Source organism: Arthrobacter horti (assembly GCF_030731045.1).
In the GTDB taxonomy this organism is placed as follows: Bacteria; Actinomycetota; Actinomycetes; order Actinomycetales; family Micrococcaceae; genus Arthrobacter_E; species Arthrobacter_E nanjingensis.
Map to the genome: position 1 here is coordinate 163,516 of NZ_JAVALS010000003.1, position 15,577 is coordinate 179,092.

Below are 15,577 nucleotides of genomic sequence, written 5' to 3' on the forward strand. Positions count from 1 at the left end.
AACCCCGCGTCGTCCGGGGCCTGAGGAGGTACTGATGTCCCAGCAGCTCGAGGTCGGGTCCGTTCTGGGTGGCCGCTACAAGGTCACCGGTTCGGTGCTGCTCTCCCACGATCAGGACCAGGTCCTGGATGGAGTGGATCAGGTTCTGAACCGCCCCGTCAGCATCCTGGTGGCCAGCACGCAGAACGCGGAACAGCTCTCGCTGAGCGCCCGTGAGGTGGCCACGGGGGAGCGTCCGGGGTCCATGCAGGTGCTGGATCTGGGCGTCACGGACGGCCTGACCTACCTCATCACGAGCCACTCGAGCGCCCCGGATCTGCTGGATCTGCTGGTCGCGACGGACGGCCCGTATGTGGAGCCGTTCTTCACGGAGACCCTGGGCAGTGAGATCTTCGGCGAGGCCCGCTCCACGGAGCCGGAGACCTACGGCGGACGGTACGACGACGCCGAGGGCGAGTTCATCGACTACGCCTCCCAGGAGGACGCACCGGCGTCTCCGGCCGGCCCGGTCACGCGGCCCACCCCGGCGGCCCGGCAGGAGCCGGCCACGCCGGCCACGGCGCCCGTGCAGCGCGCGGTGGAACCCTCCGCCCCAGTGGAGCCCGTGCGGGGCCCGGCGAATCCGCCCCAGGACCGTTCCTTCCCGGCACCTGCCACGGAGGCGTTCGCAGAACCCGCAGTCTCCGCGGCCGACGCTGATGAAGACCGCCGTCAGGCCAGCCATTTCCCGGCCGGCGCACGCAACCAGGTGCTGGGGTTCGACACCGAAGTGGATGACGAGGAGACCCCGGCCACGGAGAACCGCAGCACCCGGTGGATCGTCGGCGGAGTCCTGGTGGCCGTGTTGGTCGCCGCCCTCGTGTTCGCCGTGATCAATCTGAGTGGCATCTCCGCACCGAGCGGGCCGAAGGCCGGCAAGACCACCTCGGTCGCCTCGGGCAATCCGAGTGAGGGCACGCCTTCGCAGGAGCCGTCCGCACCTGTGGCCGCTCCCCCCGTGATCGATTCGCTGACCCGGCTGGGGACGTTCGACTTCGCCGCCGAGTTCGACAAGGACCTTCCGAAGGCGATCGACGGGAACAACGCCACGTACTGGTCCAATATGGAATTCGGTTCGGACAACTGGGGCGGTGCCACCAAGGACGTCGCCCTGGCCGTCAAGCTCAAGGAGCCGGCCGCCATCAAGTCGATCACCCTCAACCAGCTGGGTGGTTCCGGTGGCTCCCTGACGGTGTACACCAATGACAAGCCGAGCCTGGACGGTGCCAAGCAGGTCGCCAGCAACTCCTTCACGGGCCCCAGCCTGACCATGGCCGTCTCCGGTGACGTCACGGCGCAGTACGTCATCATCGACATCACGGCTCTGCCCCGCCTCGCGGCGCCCCGGACTCAGTACCCCTACGGGCTGCGGCTGTCGGAGATCAAGATTCAATAGATGACTGACCAAGTTCGGTGAATGAATGGCCCCAGGTACTCTGAGAAGAGACCTGGGGCCATTTCGTCGGCGGAATAGTTCACTCCGCCGTTCCGTTGTGTCCTCAGCTGCATTCGTACGGCTCGAACGAGGAAGAGGATCCCACCCACGTGAGCACGCAAGACACCACGGCCCCCGAGGTCCACGACGTCATCATCATCGGTTCCGGCCCCGCCGGTTACACGGCCGCCATCTACACGGCGCGTGCCAAGCTCAGCCCGGTGGTCTTCGCCGGCTCGGTCACCGCGGGTGGCGAGCTGATGAACACCACCGAGGTGGAGAACTTCCCGGGCTTCCCGGAGGGAATCCAGGGCCCGGAGCTCATGGACAACCTCGAGCAGCAAGCCAGCAAGTTCGGCGCACGCATCGAATACGAAGATGTCGTGGCTGTCGACCTCGACGGCGAGATCAAGACCGTGACGCTCGGCAACGGTGAGAAGCACCAGGCCCGCGCCGTCATCGTCTCCACCGGTTCCGCCTACCGCGAGCTCGGCCTGGAGAACGAGAAGCGGCTCTCCGGCCACGGCGTCAGCTGGTGTGCAACCTGTGACGGTTTCTTTTTCAAGGATCAGGAGATCGCAGTCATCGGTGGCGGTGACTCCGCGATGGAGGAGGCGCTGTTCCTCACCAAGTTCGCCTCCAAGGTCACCGTGGTGCACCGCCGCAAGGAACTGCGCGCGTCCAAGATCATGGCGGACCGCGCCCTGACCCACCCGAAGATCGAGTTCGTCTGGGACAGCGAGGTCGCGGACATCCTGGGCGGTGACAAGGTCAGCGGCCTCCGCGTCCGGAACCTCATCGACGGCATCGAGCAGGATCTGGCAGTGACCGGTCTGTTCGTCGCCATCGGCAATGATCCGCGGACCGAACTCTTCAAGGGCGTCCTTGACCTGACCGCAGAGGGCACCATCGCGGTCGATGGCCGCACCTCCCTGACGAGCCTGCCGGGCGTCTTCGCAGCCGGCGACGTGATCGATCCCAAGTACCGCCAGGCGGTCACCGCAGCCGCTTCCGGTTGTGTTGCGGCGATCGACGTCGAGCACTACCTCCAGAACCACTGAGATTTCCCAGGAAAGAAGGAACACCATGAGCAACGCCAAGGACGTTACCGACGCCAGCTTCGAGAGCGATGTTCTCCAGGCTGAGAAGCCCGTCATCGTTGATTTCTGGGCCGAGTGGTGCGGCCCGTGCCGCCGCCTGAGCCCGATCCTCGACCAGATCGCCGAAGAGAATGCGGACAAGGTCGAGGTCGTCAAGGTGAACGTGGACGACAACCCGGCCGTCGCTTCCAAGTACGGCATCACCTCCATCCCCGCCGTCTTCCTGTTCCAGAACGGCGAGGTCAAGCACACGGTGACCGGCGCTTACCCGAAGCAGTACTTCGAGAAGGAATTCGCCGACGTCATCGGCTGATTTCACCTCATTGCTCCTTGAGGAGCCATCCGGAGGCCCGGCGCATCTGCGCCGGGCCTCCGGTGTTTCACGTGAAACATGACAGTTCCCGAAGGCCCTAGCATGGTGGAGAATGTGGCCGGGGGAGGCCCGGCCCGTCGTACAGCGGTCGATCATGTCCGGCTCTCGCGCTGATCAGTACTGGAAAACTCCCTAGAAACAACCTCCACAGTACGTTCGTTCCAACTGCTCGGATGTTTCACGTGAAACCGGGATGACAGGGACTCTTCTGAAGCGCCCTGCGAGACCATGCCGAACGAAGCGTTCCTGAACCAGGATATTCGCGGGCAATCGGCTCACAGCGCACATCGGGGAGCTCATTCGTTCCAGTGGTCGTCGTCGGTTGATACAGCTCACGCGGCTGCCAGTCGCTCTTGGGTCCGCAAACAACATGGTGCGGCACCGTAGTGCCCAAGCTGCAGCGAGTGGGAACACTCTGGGAGCTGCGGTTGTCCACCAGAACCTCTCCACAGACGGCGCAGATTCAGCTCTCTGAAAGCGACCCGGAACAGTTCCCCACGAGCGTTGGTCGCAGTACCCCACCCTGAATGGTCCTGATCAATGGCGTATGCCACGCTCGCCGATTGAAGGGCGCAGCGGATGTGGAATCGGGGTAGGCACGGCCAGCAACCTCCTCGTCCGCCTCAACCAGGTACATGCTCACCGCGCCCACCGAGGGGGTGTGTTCGGTGTCCCGGACGAGGCGCTCCCGGGGAAACCGTGTAGAACTCGTCAGAGCAGATCCGCCGGAGCGCCGGCATCGGATGTGTCCGGCGAACGTGACGTTGATGGTCATGCGCCCATCATGTCGGGCGCCTGCGCCGCGACGCTGCGGAACGACCACGGTCTTCACCCTGCCAGCAGATTGGTGAACTGCGCCGAGCACGGTCCAGGCTTCACCCATGTCAGATCCTCATGTCAGATCCTGGTCACCGAGCTGGGCGACCTGGCGTAGGCTGTGGGCTCGAGTGGCTGTCTGCGATCCCCCTGTCCGTCGACCGCCCACCGCCGGACCGAAGGAGTGTCCCATGCCCAACCGACCTGAGATTGTCTGTATCTGCGGCTCCACCCGATTCGTGGAGGAGATCCGCAGCGCGAACCGTGAACTGAGTCATGCAGGGGTCATCGTCGTCGCGCCAAGCGAAGCAGGCAGGATGATCACCAACGACCAGAAGGCCGCACTGGACGTCCTGCACCGGCACAAGATCGATCTGGCGGACAGAATTCTGGTCGTCAACCCCGGCGGATACATCGGCGATGCCACCAGCAGGGAGATCGCGTACGCACAGACCACCGGAAAGCCCATCTCGTTCACTGATCCCGTCTGACGCGTACACGCCCGGCAGACGGGTCAACGAGCCTCGGGCGGTCTGCGGATGTGCTGCCGGACGCTCATGAGTCATGTGCCGGTGGACAGTGTGATCGTCCTGATGTCTCATGCCCACCGCCCAGTTCGGAGAGGCTCAGCCGCGTTGACTGCGACTTCCCGGGCGTAGCCTTCGGGCGTCCGTCAGCGGCCTGGGCATGGAAGACGCCCGGATACCCACCAGGCTGTTGGGATCGAGAGTCCAGTAATAGTCCACGGCCGCTCATCGATGATGAGCCGCTACTCCATGCTCCAAGAACCGCTCTGCACGTTGGACGGTGCGACTCCGATGATGGAGGAACCTGATGGGCAGGCAGCTTGAGCCGGTCGCGGTGGCCGTGGCGGAGGAGGCCGGAGGGGCGGTGGTGATGAAGGTGCAGGAGCCGCTGGCGGTTGATCGTGGGCTGGTCCGCTCGGCTCGTGAGTGAGGCCCAACGACAAGGCCTTCCCGTGGATGGGGAGGGTGGTTTACTGGCCGAGCTGACCGACCGGTGCTGGAGTCCGCGTTGGAGGGTGAGCTCACCGATCACCTCGGGTACGACAAGCGCCAGAAGGGTGCCTCGGCCGACGCGAATACGTGTAACGGGTCCCGGTCCACGACGGTGCTGATGGAGGCCGGCCCGGTGTCGATTGCGGTCCCGCGGGACCGGGCGGGGACGTTCGAGCCGCGGATCGTCGCGAAGCGGCTGCGCCGGCTGGGTTCGATCGTGGACATCGTCCTTTCACTCTCGGCCCGGGTATGACGTACCGGGACATCGGTGCGTATCTGACCGACTCGTACGGCTCCGAGGTGTCCAAGGCCACGATCTCCACGATTACGGGCAAGGTCCTGGACGGATGGCCGAGTGGCAGAACCGGCCCCTGGATCCGATGGTGTTCGTGGACTGCATTCATGTCAAGGTCCGTAGACGGGCAGGCCTCGAACCGGCCGATGGACGTGGCCCTGGCCGTCACGGACGAGGGGAGTCAGGATATCCTGGGCTTGTGAGCCGGCGACGGCGGGGACGGTGGGAAGTACTGGTTGGAGGTCTTGACCGAGATCAAGGACCGCGGCGTCGAGGACGTACTCATGCGCGTCCGCAATGGGCTCAAGGGACTGCCGGACTCCATTGCCACGGTAGGTCCGAAGCACTGGTCCAGACAAGCATCGTGCCCATGATGCGTAACAGCTCCAAGTACTCCGCCCAGGCAAGACTGGGACAAGGTCTCCCGGGCATTGAAGCCCGTCTGCCAAGCCGCCCCGGTCTCCGAAGGAAGAGCGGTTCAGCGGTTCCTGGAATTCCGTAAAGAATGGGGCCGGAAATACCCGGTGACCGTGCGGTCATGGGAAAACGCCTGGCCGAGTTCGTCCCACTCCTCGGCTTCGACCGAGAGATCCACCGTATCGTGTGCACCACGAACGCGTGTCAATCCGTCAACGCCCGGATCCGCCAAGCCGTCCGGGCCAGTGGGCGACCTCTTCGGTGAAGACGTCCATGACCCTTGAGATCGTCGCGGCGGAGACCCGTTCTCTGTAGATCTCCTCCATGTGAGCCGATGTCCCGGGTGCTCATTCCACGGGCGTAGGGGGAGAGGATCATGTCCGCAACCTGGCCCAGCCTACGGGACCGCTTGGGTACGATCACAGGCTCGAAGGAACTGTTCCGGTCCCGCGGAATGCCGATTTGCACCGGCCCTTGGAGAGTCTGCGCGCACTTGGTGGTCTTGCCGTTACGGGATTTCCCCGTGCCGCGCCCGGCCGGGTCGCGGGCCTCGTGGCCGAGGTGATCACTCAGCTCGGTCTCCAGGGACCGTTCCAGCACGGCCTTGGTCGTCCCGGACAGCAACTCCTCAAACCCATTACAGCCTTCTCCGAGGTCTTGCGCCGCGGGTGAGGAGGAAGCCGCCTGCTCGGCGATCACAACGCCCTTGAATGGGTTGATAGCCGTGTTCTTGTCGGCCAAAAGGCCCGTCCTTTCAAGGGTGAAACCGCCGGTCACACCCCAGCTGGAGACCGGCCCCTCACACACTCAATGAAACTCCCGCTCGTCGGGTCGACCGCCTCTCCACTGCTGCGGACCCGGGTGCGGCGTTGAAAAGAAGATCGTGCATCGTGCAAGGTCATCGGTTCGTCTCCCCAGGTTCATTCGGTTCAGGTCCCATCTGTGTGCGGCCCAGTTGATCCATCCGCTGAGCTGCTCCGACCGACAAGCTGGAGAAGAGACCCATGACGTACGAAGAACTCCGGAGGCGGATTCTGTCATCACCCCAGGGGTACGTCCTAGCGATTGCATTACACGCCCGCCTATCACGCCGGACGAAGGCCACTGCCGACGAACTGCTGCCTCATCGGACACGGGCAGGCGGAGTGGCACCGTCCTGCACTGCTGAGGCTTCCTCCATGGGCTGGGGACCTCGGCGGGGCCGCCTCCGTAGCAGACCGTGCTGAGCCGGCACAGCCGCCCAGTCAGCGCACCTGGCCCAGCCACCTGAGCGAGCTCCCGGGTACCAACACGTCATCGCTTTCGCGAGCGGACGCGGCGCCCTGAGCCTCGGGCCAGGCACCCATCAGACTGGCCGGACAGGGTGTTCTCAGACCGGCTAGGCAGAGCTGGGAGTTGGATGCCGGTGAGGCCTGCGGAAGCGGACAGGCGGCAGCTGACGCTCCTGGACGGCACGTCGATGAACAGGCTCTCGTTAGAAGTCCGGGGCTTGAAACAGGACCGCAGGATCAGAGCCCATGTCCACTACCAATGCCCGGTCCGCCACCAATGCCCTGTCCACCGTCAATAGTCCGTCCACTACCAAAGCTCCGGCCAGCCCCACGACGTGCCGGAACCCGGCTCAACGCACCCGTTGTACTCCAGCGGCAACAGCCACCATCGCTGAGACATCTCGGGCATGGGACAGCTGATGGATCAGGTCATCGGTGACCGCTGGAGGTGGTTCCGCCGGGATTGCCGTTGATCACCTGGTGGATGCCTTGACTGACCAAGGGTGCTCTGCGGGGACTTCGCACTGGCCGACGATGACGACCACCCCTGCGGGTCACAAGCAGCGTGGATGGCTTCCCCAGCTCATGACGTACCGGGCGGCCTCTGGTGCCCCAGCCGGCTCGGGCACTCACAGTACGGAGTGGATCAACGCAGCCGTCACTCACGGTCTTTCTCCGACCGGCGTCGCCTCTCAGGTTCTTGCCACGCACACCGCCAGGTAAGCTCCTGAACATCCTCCATGATCCGGGATGGGCCGTACGGAGTGTACCGGGGTGCTGATCCAGCGCCGTGGCCGGGCCCTCAGACCAGCTCAGCCGCGAATCAGGTAAACGTCCTCCAAGAGGTTCCAGACCCAGCGCAGAACGTCGTCACTGACCATCATGGAACATCTTGCGGCCAGCCGCCGGTTGCTCAACGGGCGCGTTGATCGACAGGCACATCTCACTGCGTCCACCCATCCCAACCTCAGAAGTGTCCCCAGCAAACACCCTGGAAGTGTCACCGATGTGCTGAGGCAGAACCGGCATTCCTGTCCTGCGACACGACAGCCGGCAACTGCTACTCTGCGAAGGAATGCTCACTCAGGGTCGGCTTCAGCGACCGGTCCAGGACACTCCGCCTCTTCCCTGTGTCACATTGCAGCCAGACCCCGGTGGGTTGCCGCAGGCAGCATTCGATCGTCAGCGTAACCTCCCAAGCTCGCTGCTACACGGTCCCTGACGAGTGTCAGGTGCCTCTGCCTCCAAGCCAGCCCGCGTACGTTCTCCCAAGCGTGCAGAGGCCGGCAGACACCAACTGTGTCGTCACGCAGCCTCCTGGTCCTCCCTCGGGTCTGGCACCACCCGCTCTCCCAACGGGCAAGGGGTCCGGAGGCTCGTTCCAGCGATGCTTGGCCCAGCTGCCTTGCACTCCTGGACTTTTGGCGAACGCACGGGCAGCCCGTGGACGTTCCATGTCGTACCCGGAGGTCCCGACAGGACCGGTGCCTCACTGAGGCACCTGTTCTTCCCGGCATCCGCCCATACTCTGCCGATAGCGGTCTTCGCCGTCCTCAAGAGTGGACGTTCATCCACATCCTTTATCCACAGATGTATCCACAGGGCGCCTCCCTGTTCTAAGGCGACACCCGCCAGGGTTGTCCACACCGCGGTCGTCAGAGTCTGCAATCCTGTTTCACGTGAGACGTCCGCTACGTTCGGGACTGGCGCTTCCTCGCGACCCCGCCGGTCGTCGCATGAGACGCCAGTCTCGGCAATTGGACGTCCATGCGATGAGCTACTTCACAGTGAACTGGACCGCATGATTCCGCGGAAAATCCACCTCGCGGCTCGGCATGAGAAGCGTGTCCAGGAGACCAGACATCGAAACGGCCCGGAGCCTACCGGCCCACCTCGACGGTTTTCCGGAGAGGGACGCCAGGCCGGTGGGCCTTACGTCGGGAATGCTTTTCCGCCGAAGACTTCAATGACCGGACCGCGACGGTGCCCGGCTTCTCCTCCGGCGAGCCACCGATATCCACAAAGATATCCACAGATCTTATGCACGGGCCCCGGCATGCTGGTAATAAATTCTCGTTGAGACCAAGGCGACCGAATGACACTGAAGATCGTCTGCTCAACGGAAGCCATCGCTACCTCCGTCGCGCCCCACATCGGTCCTGCTCGACAGACGGTGCCGGTACATCGGCTGCCGGGCGTAGTCTGCCGGGCTTCGTCCGAGAAGGGACCGCCGCGAAGCAGAGCCAGCTACCACACGATATTCGGCAGAGCCACTGTAGCGGCCCACGCTGCTCGTCATGTAGACGCCAGCCACCGCTGAGGTGCACTGGCGGAGCCCTCTCAGTTGGGGAAGCGGTCGCCACCTTCGGACTTGGACGTATCGGTACCACCCTCGCGTTCCACTGATCACCGCGATGTCGCCCGTACCCCGGCCACCCCGATTCGCAGTTTCACGTGAAACGTGTGTGGCTCGGCCACCCCGGTTCGCAGTTTCACGTGAAACGTGTGTGGCTCGGGGTACCGGATCCAAGCCCCGCCTCGAACTCCGGTGCACTGTCCCGGGGGACTTGGCAGAGTGCGTCAGCTATGCTCTGACTCGCTTTCCAGCGGCCCTCAGCGCTGAGATCCTGAAGGCCGAGCCGGCTCCAGGCCCGCTCCACGGCCAAGCCGCGGTGGAGACGCCCTGCCTGACGAGCATACGCCCAACGACCCTTGGCGCCCCGGTTGTGTAGCCCAGCTCCACGAGTTTGGTGAGCAGCCTGGACACTCTGCGCACTCTTCGTGATCGGCAGCGCCCACACCCGCCTACGGGCGGCGCATTGCAAGCTCACCACTCCCTCGCGGACACTGCCGGGGGAGTGAGGCCTAGAATCCACCTGTGCGCCCTCGCAGGCCATTCCTGGCGGTCTGCCCCGGCCCCCCGACCAGCTTCCGGCACTCTGGACTTCCCGGTGGCGGTCCATGGATCGCACATCAGGTCCAGTGCTCTGATGAACGGCGTGACCGCACGGCCCTGCTTGGAGTGTTTCACGTGAAACACAGCACCGTCTGATCTGCACCGACTTCGGCCGGCGCGGGTCGACCGACTCCGGCCGCTGCAACCTCATCTAGTCGTACCCTTTCGGGCGAATTCATGGACTCAGAACGAGAGAGGGTCCCCAATACCCACGTGAGCCATCCCGTCACCCCGCCCAACCCGCCCGGTTCGCGGCCCTGAGTTCGACCCGTTGGGCCGGGTAAATCAAATCCGAGGCTGGCGGCCGACCTGACTTCCGCCGCCGGAATGCAGAGCGGCCGAACTGCCATGGCGGCCGACGCCGGCGGAGTCTAGGAGGTCCGCCACCTGAGTCCTCCACCCACCCTCGCATCCACGGGCCGGGCCTCGCTCGCTTCCCCACGGAAGAGGACTTGGGTGACGGATTTCCCAAGCCTGAAGACCTTACATCAGCGCAGAACGGCAGCCCCTCGATGTTTCACGTGAAACACGGCCCAAGGGGAGCGGGAAACTGGCCACCCTACCGAGGCGTATCAGCCTTCGTGCCGAGAACACGTTGCTCCTCCCGCCTCTTGGAAGTGAAACGCTAGAGCTTCCGGTCCCAACCTCGACAGCAGGGGCACTGCATGGACTCAACCCTTTGAAGAATTTTTGTGGACGCTCGCCCGCAACCGGGACTCGGATCAGAGCTGCTATCGCCGAGGTCCACTTGGACCTATGACCGGCGCCCATTCGGTTCGCCCGCACCTTCTACCTTGTGTTTCACGTGAAACACGATTCGATAGAAGTGTGGGTGTCTGCATCGATCGACGACGTCATCCGTCTCTGATTGCGTACCGTTAGCTCCAGAAGGCTCACAGTGCTCGTCGAACCACAGGCGCGGTATGCGAAAACAGCGTCGCTGCGTCCCATTCGCAGACATCCAGCAGTCCTTGTCATGTTTCAGAGCCGTCCAGCCCCAGGCGGCCAAAGGCCTTCAGCCTGAGCTCTTCGTTCCCCATGTCGGAGTTTGTAGGAATCAAAAGAGCCCGCGTCCCACGTGATGTTTCACGTGAAACGCGGGCTCTCATTGAGCAGAAAATGAGCCGCTAAGACGGGTTGATCACGTCCATGATGCGGTTCAGATCGTCGACGCTCGCAAACTCGATGCTCACACGACCTTTACGGGCACCAAGCGTGATCTTCACGTTCGTATCCAGCCGATCCGACAGGGAGGACGCCAGGTAATCGAGACGCTCGTGCCGCGCAGTGTTCCGAGGAGTCGTGCTCTTCTTCGGCTCTTCCGGTGCCTGGAAGAGAACGACCGCCTCTTCAGTGGCACGGACGGAGAGACCCTCTGCAACGATCTTCTGAGCCACCCGTTCGATCGCTGCTGCGTCTGGGAGGCCCAGGAGTGCCCGCGCGTGTCCGGCTGACAGCACTCCGGCTGCGACTCGGCGCTGAACCAGCGGCGGGAGCTTCAGCAAGCGAATCGTATTGGACACCTGCGGACGCGAACGGCCGATCCTGTCCGCCAGCTCCTCATGCGTAGCCCCGAAGTCCTCCAGAAGCTGCTGATAGGCGGCTGCTTCTTCAATCGGATTCAGTTGGCTACGGTGCAGGTTCTCCAGAAGGGCATCCCGCAGCAGATCATCATCGGTGGTGACCCGGATGATTGCAGGAACTGCCGAGAGGCCCGCCTCCTGAGCGGCACGCCAGCGGCGTTCACCCATGACGAGCTCATAACCGGAACCCTGTGCCTTCTCCCGTACGACGATCGGCTGAAGAACGCCGATCTCACGCACGGAGTGGACCAGCTCCGCCATGTCCTGCTCATCGAACTCTTGTCGCGGCTGGCGCGGGTTCGGGGTGATCTCCGTGACAGGGACCTCGGCGAAGCGCGCACCTGGAACGGGAACCAGGCCGTCCGCTTCGATGGTCTCAGCGACGATCTCCGCGATCGGCAGCTCCGGATCACTCTTTGCCGAAGGACGCTGACGCGCCGCCGACGGCGCAACCTTCGGAGCGGACTTGCGAGCCCTAGGGCCTGCAGAAGCCGGTGCGTCGGCGTCTGCCGGATCCTTCACAGCCTTGGAGGACGCGGCCGGCTTGGATGCCTTCACGCTCTTGACCGGGGCCATCTGAAGGGACGTCGCAGCCCCGGATGAAGCCGTGCTGACAGCGGGCTTCTCGCGCGGTGGTGTGGGGAAGAACAGGTCCACAGGCCGTGTGGGTGCTTCGCCGGCGTCGGGGGAGTTGGGGATCAGTGCACCCAGGCCGCGGCCTAGACCACGTCGTTTCTCAGTCATGCAGGGTTCCTCCATCCGTCAGATGGCGCGAAAGCAATCGCTGCCGGGTTCAAAATGCCTACGATGCCCATGGACATCAACTGCGCTCCGCGATCTCCGCAGCCGCTTCCTGGTAGGACAGCGCACCACTTGAATTCGGATCGTACGTCAGCACGGTCTGCTGGTAGCTCGGCGCCTCAGAGATCCTCACCGATCGGGGGATGACCGCGGCCAGTACTTCCTGGGGGAAGTGCTCCCGGACTTCGGACGCCACCTGGGCCGCCAGATTGGTCCGGCCGTCGTACATCGTCAGCAGGATGGTGGACACACGCAGATCACTGTTCAGGTGTTTCTGGATCATCTCGATGTTCTTGAGCAGCTGGCTCAGGCCTTCCAGTGCGTAGTACTCGCACTGGATCGGGATGAGCACTTCCTGTGCTGCGCAGAAGGCGTTGACCGTCAGAAGGCCGAGGCTCGGCGGGCAGTCCACGAAGATGAAGTCCAGGCGTTCCATGCCCTGGGCCTCTCGGTGCTTGGCGTAGACATCGATGGCCCGCCGCAGGCGCTGCTCACGGGCCACCAGAGACACGAGTTCGATCTCCGCACCCGCCAGGTGGATGGTCGCCGGGGCGCACAGCAGCCGCTCGATATCGGGGCAGTCGGCCACCACCTCCGCCAAGGGAAGGTCGTTGATCAGAACGTCGTAGATCGAGTCGACCTCAGCGTGATGCTCAATGCCCAGCGCCGTGGAGGCATTGCCCTGGGGGTCGATGTCGATCACCAGGACATTGAGGCCGGCACTGGCCAGTGCTGCGGCGATGTTGACGGTGGTGGTGGTCTTTCCCACACCGCCCTTCTGATTGGACACCGTGAAGATGCGAGTCGACTCCGGCTTGGGCAGTGTCCTGCCGGCCAGCAGTTCGCGCCTGCGGTTTTCGCTCGCCAGCTGTCTGGCGATGGGGCTGGACTCGTCAATGGAATCGATCACTGTACTCGCCTCTCGGGCCGAGGTTTCATGTGAAACATCTGCATTAGATGCGCTATCAACCAAAATAGGTTTCGGAAAACCGATGAAGGGGCCACCCGCGCGGACATCGGTGGAGCGCGCAGAACCCAACTGGACGAAGGGCGGGATCCTGTGCACGGCGCTCTCACGTTCACTCACGGGGCAATCTCTTTCTCATGACAATCTCTGACCGACTTCTAGCCTAACGGGTACGTCCGGGCCCGGACGGGCCACAGCCCGGGTTCAACGCCCCACCGTCACCCGGACCACGGTGGTCGTCTCCTCCAGCAGATCCTCGCCACAGCTCTGGATCCCGGTGCTCACCGCACCGAGCTTGCGGAGAACCTTCGCGGCCTTGTCGATCTCCTCCTGCGCGCTCCGGCCCTTGATGGCCACGAGCTCACCGCGGCCGGACAGCAGAGGGAGCGTCAGCCGGGCCAGCTTGTCCAGCGCGCTCACGGCGCGGGCCGTCACCACGGAGAAGTCCGCGAGGCCCACGGCCGCCTCGGCCCGTCCGCGCCACACCACCGCGTTGTCCAGGCCGAGGTCGTCGATGACCTCCTGGAGCCAGATGCAGCGGCGTTCCAGCGGTTCGATCAAGGTCAGGGAGAGGTCGGGGCGCGCGATCGCCAGGCACAGACCCGGCAATCCGGCGCCGGATCCGACGTCGGCCACCACCGCATCCTGAGGGATGCACTCTTCGATCACGGCACAGTTGAGGACGTGGCGGCCCCACAGGCGCGGAACCTCGCGCGGGCCGAGCAGGCCACGTTCGATTCCGGACGTGGCCAGGTGTCCCACGTACTGCTCGGCGAGACCCAGCCGGTCGCCGAAGATCTTCGCGGCAGCAGCGTGTTCCGCTTCGCTCAACGCAGGGATCTCCGGCACGCCGTCCATTCCGGCCGACTGCTGCACCGCTTCCTCGTCGATGGGGGACATCCGTTCTTCTCCTGATGGCATGGGCGGCGCCCGGGAGCGCGCGTGATGAAAGCTGCAAAAAAGTGACCCGCCCGGCCTTCCGGGCCGGGCGGGTCGGGTGTGTCAGCCGGCGCTGACCACGATGTGCCGGCGGGCGCCTTCGCCCTCAGACTCACTCACGAGGCCGAGCGCCGCGACGGCGTCGTGCACGATCTTGCGCTCATAGGCGCTCATCGGCGTCAGGGCGACGGTGCCGCCGTCGTTCTTCACGCGCTCGACGGCGTCCTTCGCGATGCGTTCCAGCTCCACCGCGCGTCCGCGGCGGTATCCGTTGATGTCCAGCACCAGGCGGGACCGCGTCTCGGTGGCGGACAGCACGGCGAGCCGTGCCAGCTCCTGCAGCGCCTCGAGCACCTCACCGTCCTGGCCCACCAGGCTGTCCAGGCCGTGGTCCGAACCCTCCGCCTCGATGGAGATGTAGGTGCGGCCGTTGCGGACCTCGATGTCGATGTCGCCGTCGATGTCGGCGATGTCGAGGAGTTCCTCCAGGTAGTCCGCCGCGACGTCGCCCTCTTCTTCGAGGCGGCTCACGGGGGCGACGGTCTCGCTGCTCTCGACGGTCTCTTCGGCAGGCGTCTCGACACTCACTGGCTGTTCTTCTTCCGGTTGTTCTTGCGGCTCGGCTGGTAGCGCTGGCCCTTGGGCTTCTCCGGCTCGCTGGCCTTGATCTGCTCTTCGCTCATCTTCTTGCCGGTGGTCACGTCGATGGGGGCGAGGCCCTTGGCCTTGCGGCGCTCATTGAGCTCACGGGCGGCCTGGGAACCAGGGGTGGGCATGCGGCGGATGACGTAGAACTGCTGACCCATGGTCCACAGGTTGGAGGCCGTCCAGTAGATGAGCACACCGATGGGGAAGTTGATGCCACCCACGCCGAAGACCACGGGCAGGATGTACAGGAGCATCTTCTGCTGGCGCATGAACGGGCTCGCCAGGGCTTCCTCGGACATGTTCTTCGCCATGATCTGCTTCTGGGTGATGAACTGCGAGGCGGTCATCGCCAGAATCATGATGATGGAGAGGACCCACACGGTCACCTGGCTGTCACCGCCACCGCCGTGCAGCAGGGAAGCGGACAGCGGGGCACCGAAGATACTGGATTTCTCGAACTGAACCACCTGATCGTGGCTCATCGCAGCGATGCCTTCACCCTTCTGGCTCGCCGTGGAGATGCCGGACAGCACCTGGAACAGCGAGAAGAAGAACGGCATCTGGATCAGCATGGGCAGACAGGCCGAGAACGGGTTGGTCCCGTGCCGCTTGTAAAGCGCCATCTGCTCCTGAGCCATGGCCTGGCGGGAGAGCTGGTCCGTCTTGCCCTTGTACTTGGCCTGGAGCTTCTTCAGATCCGGTTGCAGGAGCTGCATGCCGCGCTGAGCACGGATCTGCTTGACGAACACGGGGATGAGCGCGGCACGGATGACCAGCACCAGGCCGATGATGGACAGCGTCCAGTTCCAGCCGGAGCTGCTGGGCAGGCCGATGAAGTTGAAAGCCTCATGGAAGCCCAGCATGACAATGCTGACCAGCCACTTGAAAGGCGCCAGTATCGCCCCATAGATGTCCATA

The 15,577-nt window shown here is 64.1% G+C and carries 12 protein-coding genes and 2 pseudogenes; 8 read left to right on the forward strand and 6 right to left on the reverse strand.

Annotated elements, in window-relative coordinates; all coding sequences use genetic code 11:
* Positions 1-34 precede the first annotated feature (34 nt).
* From Q9R02_RS06815 to Q9R02_RS16490, 8 genes and pseudogenes are all read left to right on the forward strand, one after another.
* Positions 35-1,435: a discoidin domain-containing protein gene (locus Q9R02_RS06815; RefSeq protein ID WP_305995910.1), complete on the forward strand. Its 1,401-nt coding sequence runs from the start codon at positions 35-37 to the stop codon at positions 1,433-1,435.
* A gap of 149 nt (positions 1,436-1,584) precedes the next feature.
* Positions 1,585-2,535 carry a thioredoxin-disulfide reductase gene (trxB, locus tag Q9R02_RS06820; protein ID WP_305995911.1) on the forward strand — a complete coding sequence of 317 codons (951 nt, stop codon included), beginning with the start codon at positions 1,585-1,587 and terminating at the stop codon, positions 2,533-2,535.
* A gap of 25 nt (positions 2,536-2,560) precedes the next feature.
* Positions 2,561-2,887 carry a thioredoxin gene (gene trxA / locus Q9R02_RS06825; RefSeq protein WP_305995912.1) on the forward strand — a complete coding sequence of 109 codons (327 nt, stop codon included), beginning with the start codon at positions 2,561-2,563 and terminating at the stop codon, positions 2,885-2,887.
* Positions 2,888-3,954: 1,067 nt separating this feature from the next.
* Entirely contained in the window at positions 3,955-4,254 is a 300-nt protein-coding gene (locus Q9R02_RS06830) for a hypothetical protein (protein ID WP_305995913.1), read from the forward strand.
* 343 nt (positions 4,255-4,597) lie between these two features.
* A complete protein-coding gene (locus Q9R02_RS06835) occupies positions 4,598-4,720 on the forward strand; it encodes a hypothetical protein (RefSeq protein WP_305995914.1) in 123 nt (40 codons plus the stop codon).
* 78 nt (positions 4,721-4,798) lie between these two features.
* The gene (locus Q9R02_RS06840; RefSeq protein WP_425279228.1) at positions 4,799-5,035 is read left to right on the forward strand and encodes a transposase; all 237 of its coding nucleotides are present in this window, start codon (positions 4,799-4,801) and stop codon (positions 5,033-5,035) included.
* Positions 5,032-5,451: pseudogene (locus Q9R02_RS16550) on the forward strand (transposase). Before Q9R02_RS06840 ends, Q9R02_RS16550 begins: the two are co-directional and overlap by 4 nt.
* Before the next feature lie 164 nt (positions 5,452-5,615).
* Complete coding sequence (locus tag Q9R02_RS16490; RefSeq protein ID WP_367575468.1) at positions 5,616-5,759, forward strand: transposase; 144 nt, start codon at positions 5,616-5,618, stop codon at positions 5,757-5,759.
* On the opposite strand, the pseudogene Q9R02_RS06845 reads toward Q9R02_RS16490, so the two are convergent.
* The 6 genes and pseudogenes from Q9R02_RS06845 to yidC all read right to left on the reverse strand — a co-directional run.
* Positions 5,728-6,193: pseudogene (locus Q9R02_RS06845) on the reverse strand (transposase); the annotation flags it as partial. The gene Q9R02_RS16490 and the pseudogene Q9R02_RS06845 sit on opposite strands and share 32 nt — an antisense overlap.
* A gap of 4,655 nt (positions 6,194-10,848) precedes the next feature.
* Entirely contained in the window at positions 10,849-12,048 is a 1,200-nt protein-coding gene (locus Q9R02_RS06850; RefSeq protein WP_305995916.1) for a ParB/RepB/Spo0J family partition protein, read from the reverse strand.
* 76 nt (positions 12,049-12,124) lie between these two features.
* Positions 12,125-13,012, reverse strand: a complete 888-nt coding sequence (locus Q9R02_RS06855) for a ParA family protein (RefSeq protein ID WP_425279237.1) — start codon at positions 13,010-13,012, stop codon at positions 12,125-12,127.
* A 264-nt stretch (positions 13,013-13,276) separates the two neighbouring features.
* Positions 13,277-13,930, reverse strand: a complete 654-nt coding sequence (gene rsmG, locus Q9R02_RS06860) for a 16S rRNA (guanine(527)-N(7))-methyltransferase RsmG (protein WP_425279236.1) — start codon at positions 13,928-13,930, stop codon at positions 13,277-13,279.
* 144 nt (positions 13,931-14,074) lie between these two features.
* Positions 14,075-14,599, reverse strand: a complete 525-nt coding sequence (locus Q9R02_RS06865) for a Jag family protein (protein WP_305995918.1) — start codon at positions 14,597-14,599, stop codon at positions 14,075-14,077.
* Positions 14,596-15,576, reverse strand: coding sequence for a membrane protein insertase YidC (gene yidC, locus Q9R02_RS06870; RefSeq protein WP_305995919.1), 981 nt, complete (start codon positions 15,574-15,576; stop codon positions 14,596-14,598). Before yidC ends, Q9R02_RS06865 begins: the two co-directional genes overlap by 4 nt.
* Position 15,577 lies beyond the last annotated feature (1 nt).

Bases quoted from the DNA above. Each gene is read 5' to 3' on its own strand.
- trxA (WP_305995912.1), top strand. From the start codon at position 2,561: ATGAGCAACGCCAAGGACGTTACCGACGCCAGCTTCGAGAGCGATGTT.
- Q9R02_RS06850 (WP_305995916.1), bottom strand. From the start codon at position 12,048: ATGACTGAGAAACGACGTGGTCTAGGCCGCGGCCTGGGTGCACTGATC.
- yidC (WP_305995919.1), bottom strand. From the start codon at position 15,576: ATGGACATCTATGGGGCGATACTGGCGCCTTTCAAGTGGCTGGTCAGC.
- Q9R02_RS06815 (WP_305995910.1), top strand. From the start codon at position 35: ATGTCCCAGCAGCTCGAGGTCGGGTCCGTTCTGGGTGGCCGCTACAAG.
- Q9R02_RS06835 (WP_305995914.1), top strand. From the start codon at position 4,598: ATGGGCAGGCAGCTTGAGCCGGTCGCGGTGGCCGTGGCGGAGGAGGCC.
- Q9R02_RS06830 (WP_305995913.1), top strand. From the start codon at position 3,955: ATGCCCAACCGACCTGAGATTGTCTGTATCTGCGGCTCCACCCGATTC.
- rsmG (WP_425279236.1), bottom strand. From the start codon at position 13,930: ATGGACGGCGTGCCGGAGATCCCTGCGTTGAGCGAAGCGGAACACGCT.
- Q9R02_RS16490 (WP_367575468.1), top strand. From the start codon at position 5,616: ATGGGAAAACGCCTGGCCGAGTTCGTCCCACTCCTCGGCTTCGACCGA.